This is a genomic window from Nitrospirillum amazonense, assembly GCF_029594735.1.
Taxonomy (GTDB): Bacteria; Pseudomonadota; Alphaproteobacteria; order Azospirillales; family Azospirillaceae; genus Nitrospirillum; species Nitrospirillum amazonense.
Window position 1 is genome coordinate 315,821 of record NZ_JARPAF010000003.1, and the last position, 23,362, is coordinate 339,182.

At 68.5% G+C, this 23,362-nt stretch carries 1 protein-coding gene; it reads left to right on the forward strand.

Going from position 1 to position 23,362, the window contains the following annotated elements; genetic code table 11:
• Positions 1 to 256 precede the first annotated feature (256 nt).
• A partial coding sequence (locus P5F91_RS19840; RefSeq protein ID WP_277908038.1) for a beta strand repeat-containing protein occupies positions 257 to 23,362 on the forward strand: 23,106 nt, incomplete at its 3' end.

Below are 23,362 nucleotides of genomic sequence, written 5' to 3' on the forward strand. Positions count from 1 at the left end.
CAGAGCGTTCATGTTTTACGTCATCAATCTGATGACAGTAACGACGCTATATTTTCCCACATTTGGCGTTTATGTTCCGTAAACAAAGCCCGAAAATATGCCTGATGATTATGCATCTACTATCTTGATGCAAATCTCCAACGAAGGGGTTACTCGGATATTCAGATGTGCTGGGACCGCTGTCCCCTGCGCGCGTCCCGGCGCGTGGGGGTGGCAACCGGCGTAACGCCGGTTTCTGATTTGGGGGAGTGGGCTTATGGGCAAGATGCTGCCGGACGTGCGCAAGGGCCTGGATACGCAGGGCCAGGACACGCGGACGCGGCCGTCGCGCGCACGGCCATCGCGTACCCTGCTGCTGGCGGGCACCTCCCTCCTGGCCATGGGCACGGCCCTGACGGCCCCCCGGGCAACGGCGGCGGATACCACCATCACCGGCGGCAGCACGTCGTTCGTGGCGACCCAGTCATCGGGCAACCTGACCCTCACCAACAGCGGCACCCTCAGCGGCGCCACCGCCCTCAAGTACACCGACGGCACCAGCTTCCTGATCAACCAGGGCCTCATCCAGGGCAGCATCCGCGGGGCGTATCTGGCCGGCACCCAGGCCGCCGGCTACGTCACCCTGACCACGCTGGTGAACACCGGCAGCATCGTCTCCGCCGGCAACGCCATCGAAATCGGCCTGGGCAACACCCTGGTCTCGCTGGTCAACAGCGGCATGATCCAGGGCAACCTGCTGCTGGGCGGCGACAGCGCCGTCACCATCTTCGGCGGCACGGGCGGTGCCACCGGCACCTTCACCGGCGTGGACGGCACCACCCAGGGTATGATCACCAGCGGCGCCGACCTGACGCTGGCCAGTGGCAGCCTGCTGCTGAACGACGCCGTGACCGTGGGTAGTAATACCCTGGTGAACAGCGGGGCGACCGTCATCCTGTCCAGCATCGTCAGCGTCACCGGCAATTATCGCCAGTCGGCCGGCGAGCTGGCCCTGGGCGGTGGTGGTGAACTGGTGGTCAGTGGCGCCGCCACCGTTGCCGGCGGCACCGTCTCCGCCTTCCTGGGCAACCTGTCGACGTCGGGCAACTACGTGGCGGGCGACACCCTGGCCACGCTGATCGCGGCCGGCAGCGGCAGCTACAGCGGCATCACCGCCAACCTGGGCAACGGTCTTCCCCTCCTGTTCACGGGGCAGGGGTCGGACGGGTCCAACCTGCTGGCCGTGGCCAACAGTGATTACATCGGCAGCACGCTGGGCAGCGTCACCAATACCGGCAGCATCAGCGCCCTGTACGTGGCCACAACGGGCAGCCTGGGCGGCTTCCGGAATGAGACCACCGGCACCATCAGCGCCGACGCCGGCGTTACCATCCTGGGCACCGTCGGCACCCTGGACAATGCCGGCCACATCTTCATCAGCGGCAGCAGCGGCTTCGTCGCCAACGGCAGCATCGGCACGCTGATCAACAGCGGCGTCATTGATAACGCCGACATCTCCGGTGTCGGCTTATTGGTCCGTGGGACCATAGGCCAACTGGTGAATCAGGCGGGCGGCAGCATCAACAGCGGCCTTTTGGGCGTTTTTGTCATCGGCCCCAGCTCCAATCACGGCACCGCCGCCACCATAAGTACGCTTAGCAATAGTGGCTTCATCGGTGGTGCCGTCGGGGCGGTCTATGTTGACGGGACCATCGGCCTGCTGGAAAACCAGGCCGGCGGCACCATTACGGGCGGCAACTCCGCCGGCATCGTGGTCTATGGCGGCATCAGCACCCTGACCAACACCGGCCTGATCCAGAGCAACTATCACGCCATCGATATCGCTGCCGCCCAGTTCATCGGCGGCACCATCGGCGTGCTGGAAAACCAGGCCGGCGGTACCATCGTCGGGTCCCAGGTCGGCGTCGCCAACACCGTCGTCGTCCATACCCTGGTCAACAGCGGCATCATCGCCGGCGGCAACCAGGGCGTCTTCAACCAGGTCATCATCGGCACCCTGGAAAACCTGGCTGGCGGGACCATCACCGCATCGGGCGGCGGCACCTCGACGGCTATCCGCAACGTCGCCATCATGGGCACGCTGACCAACGCCGGCCTGATCGCCGGCAACTATGGCCTGTACGTGGGCCCCGGGGGCACGCTGGACGCCTTTAGCAACAGCGGCACCATCGCGGGTCAGTTCGCCGTCAACATCCAGGGCGGCACCGTCGGCACCCTGGACAACAGCGGCACGATCACCGGCACCTATGCCGTGGTGATCAACGGCACCATCGGCACCTTCATCAACGGCGGCCTGGTCCAGGGCACGGTGCTGAATGGCGCCAACAACGACCTGACCATCCAGGGCGGCGCCGGCGGCGCGGTGGGCACCTTCACCGGCCAGGACGGCGTGTCCAAGGGCATGATCGTCAACCAGCAGAGCGACCTGACCTTCAGCGCCGGCAGCCTGTTGCTGAATGACGACATCGACGCCACCGGCCATACGGTCGCCAATGCCGGCGCCAGCCTGCAGATCGCTACCCTGGTCACCATCACCGGCGCCTATGACCAGGCGGCGGGCACCCTGGTGCTGGGCGCGGCCGGCGGCCTGTCGGTCACGGGTGCGGCCACCGTGGGCGGCCTGGTGCAGGCCAACCCCGCCGGCACGGCCAACTACCTTGTGGGCGATACCGTTGCCACGCTGGTGCATGCCGGCGGCGGCCTGGTGTGGAGCGGCAGCCTGGGCCCCAGCGCGTTGGGCGGCCACCTGGCCGTCGGCGATGCCACCAACAGCACCGATTTGATGGCTCTGGCCGCCAGCGATTATATCGGCGGCACCTACGGCACCCTCAGCATTGGTGGCGGCACGCTGCTGTCGGCCCCCACCGCGCTCTACATTGCCGGCACGGGCATCCTGGGCGCACTGGCCAACAGCGGCACCATCGCCGGCGACATCACCAACGACAGCGCCCGCGACCTGACGATCCTGGGCGGCGCCGGTCTAACCATCGGCACCCTGACGGGCAGCAGCCTGACCACCCAGGGCACCATCGCCAGCGCGCTGGCCAACGTGGTGCTGGGCGGTGGCAACCTGGCATTGAACGACGCCGTCCATGTCGGCACCGGCACCCTGATCAACAATGGCGCCAATCTGACGCTGTCCACCCTGGTCAATGTCAGCGGCAATTACAACCAGGCGACCGGCGGCCTGGAACTGGGCGGCAGCGGCACGCTGGCGGTCAGCGGGGCTGCCAGCATCACCGGCGGCAGTCTGGTGTCGGGGCGTCCGCTGTCCGCCACCGGCAACTACCTGGCCGGCACCATCCTGGACACCCTGGTGACGGGTGGTACGGGGTCCAGCTATGACGGGGTGACGGTCACCAACAACAGTCCTGTGGTGGGGGGCATCGGCGGCATCGTCTCCGGCGACGACCTGCTGCTGGGCGCCACCGGCAACTATATCGGCGGCACCTATGGCAGTCTGGCCAACACCGGTACCTTGTCGGGTGTCTTTGGCTTGGTCGTGGGCAACCTCGGCACCCTGGACGCCTTCAGCAACAGCGGCCTGATCTCCGTCACGGGCATGACCGGTATCGGCATCTACGACCGCGGCGGCTCTCTCGGCCAGCTCGACAACAGTGGCACCATCATCGCCCATAGGGGCGTCCAGCTCGACACTGGCGCGACCGTGGGCACGATCGCCAATAGCGGCACCATCACCGCCGTCGCCTCCGCCATCGAGCTGTACAACGCCCAGGCCGGGCTGATCACCAACACCGGCACCATCGCCGGCACCGCTACGTTCGGCGACGGCATCATCCTGCTGCAAGGCGCCAGTGCCGAAACCGTCGACAACGCCGGAGTGATCAGCGAGACCGGCTACGGCGGCAACGGTATCGTCAACTATTCGGCCAGCACCATCGGCACCGTGCTCAACAGCGGCACCATCATCGCCGGCGGCCTCGGGATCGGGAACTTCAGCAGCAGCGCCAGCATCGGCACCCTGGTCAACAGCGGCATGATCAGCGGCGGCACGGGCGCCATCCTGAACGGTGACACCGCCACCATCGGCACGCTGATCAACACCGGCACCCTGCGCGCCGCCAACGGCAGCGGCTACGCGCTGGCCAACCACAACGGCGCCGTCATAGGTACGCTGATCAACGCCGGTGTCATCGCGGGCGCGGTGACGGGTGCCCTCTACAGCTCCGACACCATCGGCACCGATTTCACCATCCAGGGTGGTGACACCGGCACGGTGGGTACCTTCACCGCCTGGGACATGTCTGCCAAGGGCATGATCTACAACACGCTGGGCAACGTCACCTTCACCTCGGGCGCCCTGCTGCTGCACGACGACATCTACGTCCCCGGCTATTCCGTCACCAACATCGCCGCCGCCCTGGCCCTGGACACGCTGGTCACCATCACCGGCGCCTACAGCCAGTTGGGCGGCACCCTGTCCATGGGCACCGCCGGCGGGCTGTCGGTCACCGGCGGCGCGGGGCTGGCGGGCCTGTACCAGGTCACGCTGAGCGGCAATGCCGGCGCCAACTATGTGGTGGGTGACGCCGTCGGGACCGTGGTGCAGGCCGACGGCGGCGTATCCTACAGCGGCAGCCTGACGGGTACCGCGCTGGACGGCCACGTGGTCCTGGTCAACGGCACCACCAGCAACCAGCTGCTGGCCCTGGCGGCCAGCGACTATATCGGCGGCAGCTACGGCACGATCAGCGTCACCGGCCTGCTGGCCGCGCCCACCGCCCTGTACATCGCCGGCACGGGCAGCCTGGGCGCCCTGGCCAACAGCGGCACCATCGCCGGCGACATCGTCAATCTCGGCACGGCCGACCTCACCATCAGCGGCGGCACGGGCGGCGCGGTCGGCACCCTGACGGGCGCCAGCCTGACCAGCCAGGGCACCATCACCAGCACTCTCGCCAACGTCGTGCTGGCTGGCGGCAGCCTGCTGCTGAATGACGCCGTGAACGTCGGCACGGGCACGCTGGCCAACGCCGGGGCCACCGTATCCCTCTCCACCATCGTCAGCGTCACCGGCAACTACAGCCAGGCGACCGGCACCCTGGCCCTGGCCACGGGGGCGGAGCTGGTGGTCAGCGGGGTTGCCAGCATCAGCGGCGGCACCGTTTCCATCGCCCGCCAATCCACCCTGGGCAATTACCTGGTCGGCGGCATCTACGCCACCCTGGTGGCTGGCGGGGCCGGGTCCAGCTACACCAACGTCGCTGTCACCACCGGCAGCCATGCCCTGGGCCTGGCCGGCACCGTGTCCAACAACGGCCTGCTGCTGGGCGCCACCGGCAACTATATCGGCGGCAGCCTGGGCAGCCTGGCCAACAGCGGCACGCTGGCGGGCCATGTCGGCCTCAGCATCGCCCAGGGCGGCCAGCTTGGCACCTTCACCAACGACGGCCTGATCAGCATCGGCGGCGGCATGGCCGTCGAAAACCGGGGCAGCATCGGCCTGCTGGAAAACACCAGCATCGGCACCATCACCGGCACGATGGGCCTCTACAGCGGCAACAACAGCACCCTCAGCACCCTCGCCAACGCCGGCCTGATCAGCGGTACCTACGCCGTCAGCCTGGAATACGCCCAGGTCACGCTGCTGGCCAACAGCGGCACGCTGGAGGCCCTGGCCGGCGCCGGCGTGCCGGCCGCGCTGAACCTGTCCAACAGCACCATCAACACCCTGGTGAACAGCGGCCTGGTCAGCACCGACGCGTATGGCTATGGCGTCAACCTCAACTTCGCCACCATCAATACGCTGGTCAACCAGGGCACCATCGCCGCGGGCATCGGCATCAGGATGGCCTACGCCGGTCTCACCGCATTGGAGAACAGCGGCACCATCAGCGGCACCACCGCCATCCAGAACAGCTACGGCGTCGGCATCGGGACCCTGGTCAACAGCGGCACCATCATGGGCGTCAGGGCCTATTTGGGTTTTGCGAACGCCAGCCTGGGCACCCTGGTGAACAGCGGCCTGATCCGGGGCGGCATCTACAACGGCAGCACCGACTATAACGACACCGTCGCCAGCGACCTGACCATCCAGGGCGGCACCGCCGGCACGGTGGGCACCTTCACCGGCCAGGATGGTGTCTCCACGGGCCTGATCTTCAACAGCCTGAGCAACCTGGTGTTCGCCAGCGGCGCCCTGCTGCTGAACGACGACGTCCGGGCCAACGCCCATACCGTGTCCAACACCGGTGCCGCCCTCACCCTGGTCAACACCATCAACCTGACGGGTGCCTACAGCCAGTCCGCCGGCACCCTGGTGCTGGATGGGGCGGCGCAACTGAACGTCATCGGCGTGGCCAGCATCGCCGGCCAGGTGGCGGCCTCGGTCGCCGGCGACAGCACCGCCAATTACCTGGTGGGTGACACGGTGGGCACCCTGGTGCAGGCCTCAGGCGGCCTGGCTTATGCCGGCACCTTCGTCAACGACGGTGCATTGGGCGGCCATGCGCAACTGACCGTGGGTACCAGCGGCAGCCAGCTGCTGGCGCTCGCCACCACCGACTATATCGGCGGCAGCTACGGCACCCTCAGCATCGGCGGCCTGCTGACGGGTCCCACCGCCCTGTACATCGCCGGCACGGGCAGCCTGGGCGCCCTGGCCAATACCGGCACCATCGCCGGCGACATCATCAATGCCGGCGCCAACACCCTCAGCATCACGGGCGGCACCAGCGGCACGGTGGGTACCTTGACGGGCGGCAGCCTGACCAACCAGGGCACCATCACCAGCACTCTCGCCAACGTCGTGCTGGCCGGCGGCAGCCTGTTGCTGAACGACGCCGTGAACGTCGGCACGGGCACGCTGGCCAATGCCGGGGCCGCCATCGGCCTGTCCACCATCGTCACCGTCACCGGCAACTACAGCCAGGCGACCGGCACACTGGCCCTGGCCACAGGGGCGGAGCTGGTGGTCAGCGGCGTCGCCAGCATCGGCGGCGGCACCGTCGCGGCTGCCGCCCTCTCTGACACCGGCAACTATCTGGCCGGCAGCATCTACGGCACCTTGGTGGCCGGCGGTGCGGGGTCCGACTACACCGGCGCCACTGTGATCGGCAGCAACATCCCCGGCATGGGCAGCACCGTGGCCGGCAACAACCTGGCGCTGTTCGCCACCGGCAACTACATCGGCGCCAGCTACGGCAGCCTGTCCAACAGCGGCACGCTGGCGGGGGCCGTCGCCCTGCAGGTCGGGGGCACCGGCAGCCTGGCCACCTTCAGCAACAGCGGCCTGGTCACGGGCGCCTACCGTCCCATCCTGAACTACAACACCCTGGGCCTGCTGGAAAACCAGGCCGGTGGCACCATCACCGTCACCGCCGCCGGCACCCTGCACCAGGACACGGCGGCCATCTTCAATAGCCGGGATGGCTCCATCGGCACGATCACCAACGCCGGTGTGATCGCCGTGGCCAATGACCCCGGTGACAACAGCGTCTACGGCATCTACGCCATCTACAACGCCGGCGGCACCATCGGCCGGATCACCAACACCGGCACCATCACCGGCCGCGCCGGCATCTTCAGCACCAACCCCGGCGTCATCTCAGACTATATCGGCACCATCGACAACCGGGGGCTGATCAGTGGTAACACGGATATCAGCCTACGGTTTGCGCGCGTCACCCTGGTGACCAACAGCGGTACCCTGACCGGCCTGGGCACCCTCAGCGCCGGCTTGGTGGGGGCTAACTTCAGCACCATCGCCACCATCGCCAACAGCGGCCTGATGGCGGCGGACCATGGCGGCTACGCCATCTCCAACATCTACGGCACCATCGGCACGGTGCTGAACCAGGGCACCATCCGCATCAGCGGCAGCGGCACGGCCATCAACAACTACGGCATCCCGACGACGATTGGCGCCCTGGTCAATTCCGGGACCATCCTGGCCGACAACGTACTCATCACCAACGCCTACGGTGCCGTCCTGGGTACGGTGATCAACAGCGGCACCATCAGTGCCCGCACCGTCATCCGCTCCTACGGCAATTCCAACCTGGGCACCATCGCCAACAGCGGCCTGATCCAGGGCAGCATCATGAACGGTGCCGCCACGGCGATGTGGACGGGCCAGGTGGACACCGCCGTCGGCGACCTGGCCCTGCTGGGCGGCACCGGCACCACGGTCGGCACCTTTACCGGCCTGACCGGCAAGGGCCAGATCGACAACAGGCTAAGCAACCTTTACATCACCGGCGGCAACCTGCTGCTGAACGACGACATCCTCGCCACTGGCCACAGCGTCACCAACAGTGGCGCCGCCCTGACCCTGGGCAGCGCCATCACCGTCAGCGGCACCTATGTGCAGAGCGCCGGCACGCTGGTGGTGAGCAGCGCCAACACCCTGCAGGCCGACAGCGCCACGGTGACCGGTGGCCAGGTCCGCCTGGACGGCTCGGGCAACTATGTCGTCGGCCAGGCGCGGACCGTGATCGGCGCCGCCACCGGCACCTACAGCGGCGTCGCGCTGAACGGCACCATCGGCACGGGCAGCGCCATCGTCCTGGGCACCTTGGTCCAGAGCGGCGCCGCGCTGCTGGCGCAGTTCAGCAGCGACTACGTCGGCGGCAGCCTGGTGACCCTGACCAACAGCGGCACGATCACCACCGCCTTCCCTGGCATCGTCGTCGCCCGCACCGGCAGTGTCGGCACCCTGACCAACGACGGCGCGGTCATCGGGACCCAGCAGGCTGTGGCCCTCGGTGGTGTCGTCGACACCCTGGTCAACAACGGGACCATCAGCGCCATCTCCGCCCTCGGGTTGGCCGGCACCGTGGGCAGTGTGCTCAACACCGGCGTCATCCGGGGAGCTATCGCCTTGTTTGGCGACAGCACCACGCGCTTCGCCAACACCGGCACCATCGCCGGCGCCTATATTTCCTTCGCCGGCATTTCCTACGCCGCTCTGATGGCGGCCTCCAGCATCGGCACGCTGGTCAACAGCGGCACCATCAACGCCCAGTATGCCCTGCTGATGGTGGGTGGCCAGGGCGGCGCCAGCAGCATCGGCACGCTGATCAACAGCGGCGTCATCGCCGGCAATATCGTGAACGGCAACGGCGGCGTCCTGGGTTTCCTGCCCAATGACACCGTCGCCGGCGACCTGACCATCCAGAGCGGCACCGGCGGGACGGTCGGCACCTTCACCGGCCAGTCCGGCACCGGCCTGATCCAGAACAGGCTGAGCAACCTGGTGTTCAGCGGCGGCAGCCTGCTGCTGAACGATGACGTTGACGTCACCGGCCACACCGCGCTCAACAGCGGCGCCAGCCTGACCCTGGCCAACACCATCGATGTCACCGGCACCTACGTCCAGGGCAGCGCCGGCACGCTGGTGGTGGGCAAGGGTGGCCAGATGGCCATCGCTGGCCAGGCCACCATCGCCGGCCAGCTGCGCGCGGGCCTGGCCACCGACAATTTCCTGCCGGGCCAGCAGGCCACCCTGGTGACCGGCGGCGTGGGGTCGGACTACAGCGCCGCGACCATCGCCAGCAACCTGGCGCACCTGACGTTGACCAACACCGTCACGAACAACGCCGTGGTGGTCACGGCGCACAACTATTACATCGGCGGCAGCCTGGGTGCCGACATCACCAACACCGGCACCGTCAGCGCCGCCACGGCCGTCTACATCGCCAGCGGCGCCACGGTCGTGGGCACGCTGGTCAACAGCGGCGTGATCGCCGGCGATATCATCGACGACCGTGCCGGCGCCAGCCTGCTGCTGGCCGGCGGCGCCGGCGTTGGCACCTTCACCGGCGGCACCATCACCCACACCTTGGGCGATATCCACGTCACCCAAGGCACCATCCGGTTGAACGATTCCGTCAACGCCGGCACCGGCGCGCTGTTCATCGACAGCCCGGCCTTCGTGACATTGGGCGGCACCGTCGCCGTGACCGGCATCCTGCGCATGGCCGGCGGCCTGCTGATCGGCACCACCACCGGCCTGCTGACGGCCGACAGCGCCACCGTCACCGGCCGGGTGCTGACCGACGCCCTGGGCAACTACGGGGCTGGCGACACGGCCACTGTGATCCAGGCCGCCACCGCCGACTATGGCGCCGCCACCCTGGCCAGCCTGTTCGGCCTCAGCGGCAGCGTGGCGCAGGACGGTGGCAACCTGGTCGTCCATTACCTGAACGACTACGTCGGCGGCGGTCTGGCCACCCTCAACAACACCGGCACCCTCACCAGCGGCGGCTATGGCGTGTACGTGGCCGCCACCGGCAGCATCGGCATGCTCAGCAACAGTGGTGTGCTGGGGGGCGTGACGGCGGGCGTGGTCGGCAACGGCGGCACCATCGCCACCCTGATCAACACCGGCACCATCAATGCCGCCTACGCCCTGGGCCTGGGCGGCGGGGCCACCCTCGGCACCTTGGTCAACAGCGGCGTGATCGCCGGCACCCTCGTCAACGGCGACGCCAACCTGGTCGGCCTGGGCGTCGACACGGTGGCGGCCAACCTGTCCATCCAGGGCGGCGGCGGTGGCCTGGTCGGCACCTTCACCGGCCGGAACCTGACCGGCAAAGGCAGCATCCTCAACCGCCTGAGCGACCTGCTCTTCACCGGCGGGAACCTGTGGCTGAACGACGACATCGACGCCACCGGCCACACGGTCGGCAACCTGGGCGCCGACGTCACTCTGACCAGCGCGATCACCGTCACCGGCGCCTACCGCCAGGCTGCCGGCGGCACGCTGGTGGTGGGCACGGCCGGCCGGCTGTCCGTCACCGACGCCGCCACCGTGGCCGGCACCGTCGTGGCCGGCCTGGCGACCGAGAACGCCACCCTGGGCCAGATCTCCACCCTGGTCGCCGGCGGCGTGGGCAGTGACTATGGCGCGGCGCATGTCGCCGCCGTCACCGGTATGGGCGTCACCGCCAGCATCAGCGGCGCCAACCTGCTGGGCATCCATACCAACTACTACGTCGGCGGCAGCCTGGGCAGCCTGGCCAACAGCGGCAGCATCAGCGCCGCCACCATCCTGTACATCGCCGGCACCGGCACGCTGGATACGCTGACCAACAGCGGCACCATCGCCGGCAACATCATCAACCGCAGCGCCCGCACCCTGTCCATCAGCGGCGGCACCGGTGGCGCCGTCGGCACCTTCACCGGCGGCACCGTCACCAATACCGCCAGCGATCTGGCCTTGGTGTCCGGTGACCTGTCGCTGGCCGACGCCGTCAACGTGACCGGTCATACCCTCGTCAACAGCGGCGCCAACGTCACGGTGGCCGGTGCCGTCAGCGTCACGGGCGACTATGGCCAGTCCGCCGGCACCCTGCTGCTGCGGCCCGGCACCGACAGCCTGAACGTCAGCGGCAACGCCCGCCTGACGGGCGGCACCGTGGCCATGGCGGGCTTCAGCGTCACCGGCAACTATTTCGCCGGCACCCTGGGCACCCTGGTGCATGCCGGCGGCACCCTGGCCACCGGCGCCACCATCGTCGCCGACGGCGTGGGCAACCTGAACATCGCCAGCAGCGTCAGCGGCGGCGACCTGCTGGCCCTCATCGGCAACGACTATATCGGCGGCACCCTGGGCAGCCTGGTCAACACCGACGCCATCGGCAGCCGCACCGCCCTGTACGTGGCCACCAGCGGCAGCGTCGGCAGCCTGGCCAACAATGGCACGCTGACGGGCCAGTACGCCGGCCTCAGCAACGATGGCAGCATCGGCGCCCTGGTGAACACCAGCACCATCAACCAGGGCGGCGGCACCTTCAGCAGCGCCATCGGCGCCTCCGTCGGCATCCGGAACACGGGTGTCGTCGGCCGCCTCAGCAACAGCGGCCTGATCAGCGCCGCCAACACCGGCCTGAACAGCCAGGGCAGCATCGCCACCCTGTCCAACAGCGGCACCATCACCGCCACCCACTTCGGCCTGCGCAATCACAACGCCGGCGGCAATATCGGCGTCATCGACACCCTGACCAACAGCGGCTGGATCAACGGCGGCATAGGCGGTGTGGTGCAGAATGCCGGCAGCGTGGGCCTATTGGACAACCGCGGCTCCATTTCCGGCTACAACTTCGCCGTCGCCGTGAACGGCGGCACCATCGGCACCCTGCTGAACAGCGGCACGCTGTCCGGCAGCATCACCAGCGTGGCGCTCACCAACCGGGGCAGCATTGCCATCCTGGCCAACAGCGGCCTGATCGGCGGCGGTGGCAATGCCATTGCCTTTGACAGCAATTCCGCCCTGGGCCTGCTGATCAACAGCGGTGTCATCGCCGGTGCCATCCGGAACGACGCGGCCCGCGACCTGACCATCCAGGGCGGCAGCGGCGCGGTCGGCACCTTCACCGGCGCCACCGGCCACGGCCTGATCAGCAATACCGCCAGCAACGTCGTGTTCTCGGCCGGGAGCCTGCTGCTGGATGACGACATCGACGCCACCGGTCATACCGTGCTGAACACCGGCGCCACCATCACCCTGGCGGCGCCCGTCCGCATCACCGGCGACTATGGACAGAGCGGCGGCACGCTGTCGCTGAACACCACCAACACCCTGGGCGCCAGCGGCGCGATCAGCATCAGCGGCGGCTACGTCCAGGTGAACAACCTGACGGCCACGGCCAACTACCTGCATCCTACCCTTGGTGTGCTGGCCGTGGGCGATGGCGCGTCCGACTACAGCGGCGCCGCCTACCTCGGCAACGTCGACGGCGTGGCCGTACGCGGCGTGGCCGCCAACGGCACCCTGACGGGCGTGGTGCTGAACGACTATATCGGCACCACCTACGCCACGCTGGTGAACGGGTCAGACATCCAGGCGACGGCGGGGGCGGCACAGCTGTATGTCGGGGCGTCGGGCAGCCTGGGCGGCTACACCAACACCGGCAGCCTGCATGGCGGCGGAACGGACCTGGTGCACGTCGGCGGCACCATCGGCACGATCAGCAACAGCGGCCTCCTCGACGCGCTCAGCCGGGCGATCCAGGTGGCCGGCGGCAGCGTCGGTACCCTGTCCAACACCGGCACGATCTGGGGCCAGCACACTGGCCTCTACAACCTTGGCGGCATCGGCAGCGTGCTGAACAGCGGCACGGTGGGCGGCGGCGATATCGGCCTGGCCGTGTCCACCGGTGGCACCATCGGCCGCGTGTCGGTCACCGCCGATGGCCTGATCACGGGCAACCACTACGGCATCTACAGCAATCAGTCCATCGGCACCCTGGTCAACGACGGCAGCATCCAGGCCCTGTCCGGGCGAGGCATCGGCAACAACAACGGCGCCATCGATACGCTGGTGAACACCGGACTGATCAATGGCGCGACGGCCGGCGTCGGCAATATCGGTGGCACAATCGCGACCCTAGTGAACAGCGGCACCATCCGGGGGGCTGGAGGGTCTTACGCGACCGCGATCAACAATGTCGCGGGCGTTATCGGCACGCTGGTGAACAGCGGCGTCATCCGCGCCGACGGCCCCTCCGGCATGGGCATCAGTGGCGGCAGCATCGCCGTGCTGTCCATCACGGGCAGCGGCCAAGTCATCGGCGCCGGCGGCGTCATCGCCACAATCATGAACACCCTGGCGAACAGTGGCCTTATTCAGGGTGGCACCATCGGTGTCTATGTCGACGGCAGCCTGGACACGCTGGTGAACGCGGGCACCATTCAGGCGGGCACGCTCACCGCCGGCACCACCGTCGGCCAGGGCGTCGTCTACAACAACGCCGTCGGCCTGCTGCGTAATAGCGGCACCATCAGCGGCGGCTATGCCGGCATCAGCGCCGGCGGTACGACCGGCACCATCCTCAACAGCGGCACCATCATCGGCCTTTTCCGGGCCGTGGGCGTCGGCGGCCTGGATCTGCTGAACAACAGCGGCCTCATCAGCGGCGGCACCGGCATCTCCAGCAACGGGGGCTTTGGTAGCCTGGTCAATACCGGCACCGTGATGGGCGACACCATAGCCCTATCCGGCGCCTTCGGGGTCATCAACAACGCCGGCCTGATCCAGGGCCCGGTCGCGGCCCGGTTCAGCAACCAGATCGCCGGCTTCACCAACAGCGGCATTGTGGCCGGCGACATCGTCGCCACCATCGGCGACCTCAGCATCACCGGCGGCAGCGGCACGCATGTGGGTACCTTCACCGGCTATGCCGCCAACACGCAGGGCACCCTCACTGTCAGCGGTGGCAACCTGGTGCTGGCGGGGGGCAACCTGGTCCTGAACGACCAGGTGCAGGCCAGCGTCGTCAATGCCGGTGCCAACCTGACCATCGCGTCGGCGGTGAGCATCGCTGGCGCCTACACCCAGGCGGTAGGCGGCGCCCTGCAGCTCAACACCGCCACCCCGCTGCAGGTGGCCGGCCAGGCCACCATCGCCGGCGGCGTACGGGTGGGCCAGGCCACGGCCAACTTCACCGTCAACCAGACCACCACCCTGGTCAGCGCGGCGGCGGGCTCCGACTACAGCGCTGCCACCGTCGGCGGCTTGGCGGGCATGAACGTCGCCGGTACCGTGGACGGCGCCGGCCGCCTGATCGCCGCCTTCCAGAACGACTATGTCGGCGGCACGCTGCTGACCCTGTCCAACACCGGCAGCATCAGCGCCAACACCCGCGTCTATGTGGCGGGCACGGGCAGCCTGGGCACCCTGGTCAACACCGCCCGTCTGTTCGGCACCCTGGCTGCCGTGTCCATCGCCGCCGGCGGCGTGCTGGACGTGCTGGACAACGAGCAGACGGTGGACGGCAACGTCATCAACGACGGCAGCCATGGGCTGACCATCGTCGGCAACACCAGCCAGGCCAGCGCCTTCCTGAACGGCACCATCCGCAGCCGCGGCGCTGACGTGGTGCTGGCCGCCGGCCGCCTCTCCATGGGCGACGTCGTTGATGTCGGCACCCTGACGCTGCGCAACACCGGTGCCACCATCCTGTCCAACGCGCCGCTGACCGTGCTGGGCAACTACCGCCAGACGGCGGGTGAGCTGGACGTCATCGCCGGCAGCGGCGCCTTGCGGGCCAGCGGCAATGTCGACCTGGCGGGCCAGGTGCTGGTCTACGCCGGCAACGCCAACATCCTGGCCGGCGACGTCAGCACCATCGCCCAGGCGGGCGGCACGCTGGGTGTCGGCGGCGCCACCATTCAGGCTTGGAATCTGTCCATCACCAGCGCCGTCAGCGGCAGCAGCCTGCTGGCAACCGCCCATACCGACTATCTGGGCGCCTCCGCCACCAGCGTGCTCACCACGGCGGACATCGACGGCACCTCCGTCGCGGCCTACGTGGCGGCATCCGCCACCATCGGCACCGTCACCAACCAGGGCACGCTGTCCGCCCGGTCCAACACGGCGGTGCAGCTGAACGGCACCATCGGCACCCTGGCCAACACTGGCCTGATCGCCGGCCAGGATAACGCGCTGTCCATCAGCGGCAATCTCTCCACCCTGGCCAACGCCGGCACCATCGCGGGCGACATCCTCAACGCCACCAGCCGCGCGCTGGTCATTGCCGGCGGCGGCACCGGCACGGTGGGCACCGTCACCGGCTATGCCGGCGGCCGGGGGACCATCACCAATGTGCTGAGCGGCCTGACCTTCGCCGCCGGCAATTTGCTGGTGAACGACGATATCGACGCCGCCGGACAGACGGTGACCAACAGCGGCGCCACCCTGACGCTGGGCAACGGCACCATCACCGGCGCCTTCGCCCAGACGGCCGGCACCCTGTCCATCACCAGCCTGACGGTCAGCGACGCGGTCAGCCTGACGGGCGGCGTGCTGGTGGCGCAGGGCGTCACCGCCAGCGGCAACTATCTGGCCAGCACGCTGGGCACCCTGGTCGTGGCCGGTGCCGCCTCCAGCTACGCCGGCGTCACCCTGGCGTCCGATCTGACCGGCCTGAACGTCGTCGGCCGGACGGTGGGCAACGACCTGCTGCTGGTCGCCAACAACGACTACATCGGCGGCACCCTGGCCACGCTGACCAACAGCGGCACTATCACCGCCGCCACCGCCGTCTACATTGCCGCCACCGGCAGCCTGGGCACCCTGGTCAACAGCGGCACGCTCAGCGGCGGCATCACCAACGCCTCGGCCCACGCGCTGGCCATCGCCGGCAACACGGCCGGCGGCACGGGCCTGCTGACCGGTGGCACCATCCGCAACACGCAGTCCGACCTGACCTTCACGGAAGGGGCGCTGCGGCTGGAGGACGCAATCGACGTCACCGGCCACAGGGTGGTGAACAGCGGCGCCAACCTCACCATCGGCGGCAGCATCGCCGTGGCCGGCAACTTCAGCCAGACCGGCGGCAGCCTGCTGATGGACCTGTACGGCAGCCAGCTGACCGTGTCCGGCAGCGTGGCCATGACCGGCGGCGCCCTGACCATCACCGGCGCCAGCAACCTGGCCAACTACACCGTGGGATCCGCCCTTTCCACCCTGGTTTCCGGCGGTGCGGGCGCCAACTACGCCGGTCTGTCCATCACCACCGACCTGACCGGCTTCGACATTGGCAGCAGCATCGCCGGCAACGCCCTGGTCGCCGTGGCCTTCAGCGACTACATCGGCGGCACGCTGGGCACCCTGAACAACACCGGCACCATCAGCGGTGTCGCGACTGGCCTGTACGTCGCCGGCACCGGCAGCCTGGGCACCTTCACCAATACCGGCGCCATCAGCACCAGTAGCCGGGCCGTGGCCATCAGCCCCTACGGCACCGCCGGCCGGGTGGACACCCTGGTCAACCAGGGCGGCATCACCGGCCAGACCGCCGTCTTCGTCGGCCAGGGCGGTATCCTTGGCACCCTAGTCAACAGCGGCACGCTGGCCGGAACCGGCTATGCCGCCATCGACAACTTCGCCGGCACCATCGGCCTGATCCAAAACAGCGGCACCATCGCGTCCTCCTACCCCTATTCGGCCCTGGCCAACAACTGGGGGGCCGTGATCGGCACCGTGTCCAATACCGGCGTGCTGCAAGGCCTGTACAACGGCGGCACCATGGGCCTGGTCAGCATCGGCACCACCGGCACCGTGCACGGCTGGTTCACGGGCCTGGCCAATGCCGGCACGCTGGCGGCTGTGATCAACGACGGCCAGATCTCCGGTCCTGTCGGCGTGCAGGTCGGCGGCAGCAACGGCAACGCCGGCGGGGGCAGCATGGGCACGCTGACCAACGCCGGAACCATCAGCGGCACGTCGCGCGGCCTCGACAACATGGTCAGCGGCGCGCTCAGCCCCACCATCGCCCGTGTGGACAATACTGGCCTGATCACCAGCGCCAACGGCGCCGCGATCTTCAACGAAGGCTCGGCCAGCGCGCTGGGCACCCTCGGCACCCTGGCCAACAGCGGCACCATCCAGGGCGCCTACGGCGTGGCCAACGACGGCGTCCTGGGCGCCCTGCTGAACGGCGGCACCCTGGCCGGCAGTGCCGCGGCCCTGACCATCGGCGCCTTGGGCACCCTGGGCTATTTCCGGAACGATGGCCTGGTGGCGGGTGACATCATCAACCTGGCCGCCCGGGACCTGACCATCAACAACGCCGGATCCATCGGCACCTTCACCGGCTACGGCGCCGGCACCCAGGGCACCATTCGCAACACCGGCGGCAACGTCGTGTTCGCCTCCGGCGCGCTGACGCTGAACGACGCCATCGACGTAGGCAGCCACACGGTGGTCAACAGCGGCATCGCCCTGACCCTGGCCGGCCCCGTCAGCATCACTGGCAACTATGCCGAGGCCGGCGGTACCGTCACCATGGCCCCGGGCAACCAGCTGGCTGTCAGCGGCGTGGCCAGCATCAGCGGCGCCGTCTTCTCCCTGACCGGCCAGACGGCCACCGGCAACTATCTGGCCGGCACCTTGGGCACGGTCGTGGCCGGGGGCGCGGGTTCCGACTACAGCGGCACCTCGCTCACCGCCGGCTACCAGGGTGTTGCCGCCGTTTCCACCGGCGGCAACCTGGTGGCCGTGGCCACCAGCGACTACATCGGCGGCAGCCTGGCGTCGGCCGGCAACAGCGACACCATCGTCAACAGCCTGGCCTCCAGCTTCCTGACGGTAGCCAGCACCGGCACCCTGGGCAGCTTCACCAACAGCGGCAGGCTGACGGGCGGCGTCTTCCAGGTGGATGTGGCCGGTGTCATCGGCACCTTCGTCAACACCGGCAGCCTTAGCGGCAACGGCCTGGCCTTCCATGTCGACACCATCGGCCGCGTCGGCACCCTGTCCAACAGCGGCGTGATCGGCACCGCCGGCAACCAGGTGGGCATCGCCGGCACCCTGGGCCTGCTGTCCAACAGCGGCACCATGGGCGGCGTGTCCGTGGGCGGCGCGGGCACGCTGGGCACCGTGGACAATAGTGGCCGCCTCGCCAGCGTGCTGGTCGCCCTGGGCGGCCGCCTGGACAGCCTGCTCAACACCGGCTGGATGGGCAGCCTGGGCGCCAGCGGCCTGGTCGCCCTCATCAGCAACGGCGGCACCATCAGCGGCGGCCCCACCGGGATCAACCTGACCCAGGCCAGCATTGGCAGCCTGTCCAACACTGGCACCATCAGCGCCACTGTCGCCGTCGCCGTTGACGGCAGCAGCACCATCGGCACCCTGACCAACACCGGCCGGATCAGCAGCCTGGGCGACAGCGGCACCATCGGTATCCTGGACAATGCCGGCTCCATCACCGAGGTGGACGTCAGCGGCCGGGTGCTATCCCTGCTGAACAGCGGGTCCATCGGCGGCAACGCCAACGGCATCTATCTGGCGCAAGGCGGCACCATCGCCAGCCTGTCGATCAGCGCCGGCGGCGTGCTGGCCGGCACCCAGCTGGGCATCCAGAGTGAGGAGCGGATCGGCACCCTGACCAACGACGGCCTGATCCAAGGGGCCGGCGCGGGCATCAACAACCGGCGCACCACCAGCACCATCGACCTCCTGAACAACCGCGGCACCATCTGGGCCACGGGCAGCACCGGTTTCGCCATCAACAACGCCGGCACCATCGGCACCCTGTTGAACAGCGGCGTGATCCGCGCCGAGGCGCCCCTGGGCACCGGCATCTATGGCGGCAGCATCGGCCTGCTGTCCATCGCCAGCGGCGGCCAGGTCATTGGCGCCCAGGGTGTCTACGCCGGGATGATGAACACTTTGGCCAACAGCGGCACCATCCAGGGCCGCACCATCGGCGTCCGCGCCAATACCCTGGATACGCTGGTGAACGACGGAATCATCCAGGGCGGCACGCTCACCGTCGGCATGACCGCCGGCCAGGGCGTTATTTACAACAACGCCGTCGGCCTGCTGCGCAACAGCGGTACCATCAGCGGCGGCTATGCCGGTGTCGCGGCTTCCGGCACGACCGGCACGATCCTCAACAGCGGCAGCATCCTCAGCCGCTTTGGGGCCGTGAATGTCAACGGCCTGGACCTGCTGAACAACAGCGGCCTTCTCAACGGCGGCACGGCCGTCCTCAGCAACAGCGGCATCGGCAGTCTGGTGAACACCGGCACCGTGGTGGGTCGCACCGTCGCCTTGTCCGGCGCCTTCGGGGTCATCGACAACGCCGGGCTGATCCAGGGCCCGGTGGCGGCCCGGTTCAGCAACCAGATCACCGGCTTCGGCAACAGCGGCATCGTCGCAGGCGACATCGTCGCCACCATCGGCGACCTCAGCATCACCGGCGGCAGCGGCACGCATGTCGGTACCTTCACCGGCTATGCCGCCAACACCATGGGCACCATCACCGTCACCGGTGGAAATGTGGTGTTTGCCCGCGGCGGCCTTTGGCTGAACGATCAGGTGGCGGGCAGCGTGGTCAACGCCGGTTCCGACCTGATCCTGACCAGCATTGTCAGCATCAGCGGCGCCTACAGCCAGACCAGCGGCACGCTGGACCTCAGCCGGGGCGCGGGCCAGCTGGTGGTGGCCGATGCCGCCAACATCACCGGCGGCACAGTCCTGGCGAGCGCCAGCGCCGGCGCCAACTACCTGGCCGGCACGCTGGGCACCCTGGTGGCCGGCGCGGCGGGTTCCACCTACACCGGCGCCACCATCGTCACCGCCGTCACCGGCCTGGCGTCCAGCGGCATCACCGCCGGCGGCGACCTGCTGCTGATGGTCGATAACGACTACATCGGCGGCACCCTGGCCACGCTGACCAACAGCGGCGCCATCACCTCCGCCACCGCGCTCTACATCGCTGCCAGCGGCAATCTGGGCACGCTGGTCAACAGCGGCACCCTGACCGGCAACATCCGTAACCTGACGGCCCATGACCTGGTGGTCGCCGGCGGCACGGGTGGTCTGGTGGGCACCCTGACCGGCGGCACCATCGTCAACAGCCTATCGGGCGTGTCCTTCATCGCCGGCAACCTGCTGCTGGCCGACGCTATCGATGTCGGCGGCAACACGGTGCTGAACAGCGGCGCCACCCTGACCATCGGCGGCACCGTCGCCATCACCGGCAACTACAGCCAGACCGGCGGCGGCCTGATTCTGTCGCTGGGCGGCAGCCAGTTGGCGGTCAGCGGCAGTGCCGCCCTGACCGGCGGCGTGGTCACCATCACCGGCGCCAGCAGCCTGGCCAACTACACCGTGGGCTCTGCCCTGGCCACCCTGGTGTCCGGTGGCGTGGGATCCCGCTACACCCTGTCCATCACCAACGATCTGACCGGTTTCGACATCGGCAGTACGGTGGTGGGCAACGCCCTGCTGGCCGTGGCCCACAGCGACTATATCGGCGGTTCCCTGGGCAGCCTGTCCAACACCGGCACGGTCAGCGCCGCCACGGCTTTGCTCATCGCCAACACCGGTTCATTGGGCAGCTTCAGCAACAGCGGCACCCTGTTGGGCGGCGCCTACGGCGTGTTCAACAGCGGCACCCTGGGCGCGCTCCATAATGCCGGCCTCGTTTCCGCCACCTTCTCCGGCGTGATCAACACCGCCCTGCTGGGTACGCTGGTCAATGATACCACCGGCACCGTGATGGGGCAGGCGGATGGCATCTTCAACCAGGGCAGGGTGGGTCGCGTGGCCAACGCCGGTTTCATCACCGGCGCCACGGCCATGGTCAACGGTGGCGCCGGCAGCATCGCCACCATCGCCAATAGCGGCCTGATCCGAGGTGCTCAGATCGGCCTGCTGAACGCCGCGACCGTCGGCCTGCTGGACAACCGGGGTACGCTGGCCGGCGTCACCGCCCTGCGCAACGCGGCGAGCGGTACCTTCGGCGCCATCGTCAACAGCGGCCTTATCCAGGGCGATATCGTCAACCTGGCCGCCAGTACCTTGACCATCAGCGGCGGCACCAACGGCTTGGCGGGCACGCTGGCCGGCGGCACCCTCACCAGCAGCACCGCCGACGTGGCGTTCAACGCCGGAACGCTGGTGCTGGCCGACGCCGTCAACGTCGCCGGCCATACCCTGGTCAACAGCGGCGCCACCCTGTTGCTCAACAGCGTCGTCGCCGTCACCGGCAACTACAGCCAGACGGGCGGCGTCCTGGGCTTGACCGCCGGCAGCAGCAGCCTGGCGGTCAGTGGTGCCGCCACCCTGTCGGGTGGCGTCGTGGCGGCCGCCTATGACGCGGGTGCCAACTACTTCGGCGGTTCCATTGCCACCCTGGTGTCGGCACTGGGCGGCCTCAGCCTCTCGGCGTCCGTGTCCAACACCGTGACGGGCCTGGCCATGGTGACGCGGCTGTCGGGCACCGACCTGACGGCCAGCATCGCCAACGACTACATCGGCGGCACGTTGGGCAGCCTTACCAACACCGCCGCCCTGGGCGGGCCCACCGCCTTCTACGTGGCGGCGGCGGGCAGCGTCGGCACCCTGGTCAACAACGGCACCCTGGCGGGCACCCTCAGCGGCCTGGCCGTGGCCGGTGGCCGTATCGACCAGGTCACCAACGCCCGCCTGATCCGCGGCTCCTCCACCGCCGGCGTGCAGGTGGGCACGGGCGGCCGCCTCGGCACGCTCAGCAACAACGGCACCATCGCTTCCGACCTAGGGGCGGGTGCGCTGGTCCAGGGCAACCTGGGCAGCCTTACCAACAGCGGCCAGATGACCGGTGGCGCGGCAGCGGTGGAGGTCGTGAGCGGCGGCACCGTGGGTTCGGTCAGCAACTTGGCTGGCGGCACGCTGGCCGCCGGCACCGTCGCTGTCCTGGTGGCGTTGGGCGGCACCCTGGACGGCTTCAGCAACGCCGGTGTCATGACCGGCGCACACTTGGTCGGCATCGCTGGCCACGCCGGGCTGATCAGCAACAGCGGCACGTTGACGGGCGGTGCCTCCACCGCGTTCGTGGTCGGCGGCACGCTGGGTACTTTGGCCAACAGCGGTCTGATCACCGCCACCCACGGCGTGCTCAGCATCACCAGCACCGGCGTGCTGGGCCTGCTGGCCAACAGCGGTACCATCATCGGCGACATCACCAACACCGGCGCCCAGGACTTGATCCTCACCGGTGGTGGCACCGTGGCGGGCACCTTCACCGGCGGCACCCTCACCAACCTGACCAGCAACGTGGTGCTGGCGGGCGGCAGCTTGGCCGTCAACGACGCCGTGAACGTCACTGGCCATACCCTGGTCAACAGCGGCGCCAACGTCCTGCTGTCCAGCACCCTGACGATCACCGGCGCTTACAGCCAGACCGGCGGCACCCTGGCCCTGGCCGGCAGCCATTTGGTGGTCAGCGGTGTCGCCAGCCTCAGCGGCGGCACGGTCAGTACGAGCATCGCGGCGGCGACCAACGTCAACTACCTGCAGGGTGACATTCTGGGCACCCTGGTGGTCGGCGGTGCCGGTTCCAGCTACACTGGTGTCTTCACCCAGGTGAACGTGACGGGCCTGGGGGCGGCCGCCAGCGCCGTAACCATAGGCGCCGACACCGACCTGGTGGCCACCGTTTCCAACAACTATATCGGCGGCGTCCTGTCCACGCTGGGCAACGCCGGTACCATCGTTGCCGTCACCGCCCTCTATGTCGGTAGCGGCGGCAGCATCGGCAGTGTCAGCAACAGCGGCGCGCTGTCGGGCAGCGTGGTGGGCGTGGTCAACAACGGCACCGTCGGCACGTTGACCAACAGCGGCACCGTCACCGGTTCCATCGCCGGTGTCGCCAACGCCGGTTCCGTGGGCAGCTTCAGCAACGACGGCTCGGTCAGCGGCTCCATCGCCGGTGTGGTCAACAGCGGCACCATCGGCACTCTGGGCAATACCGGTACCGTCACCGGCAGCGTCACCGGCCTCGGCAACCAGGCGGGCGCCAGCATCGGCACGCTCAGCAACAGCGGCACCGTCGCCGGCCAGATGGCGCTGAACAACGCCGGCACCATCGAGGTGGTGGTCAACAATGGCGCCCTGATCGACGCT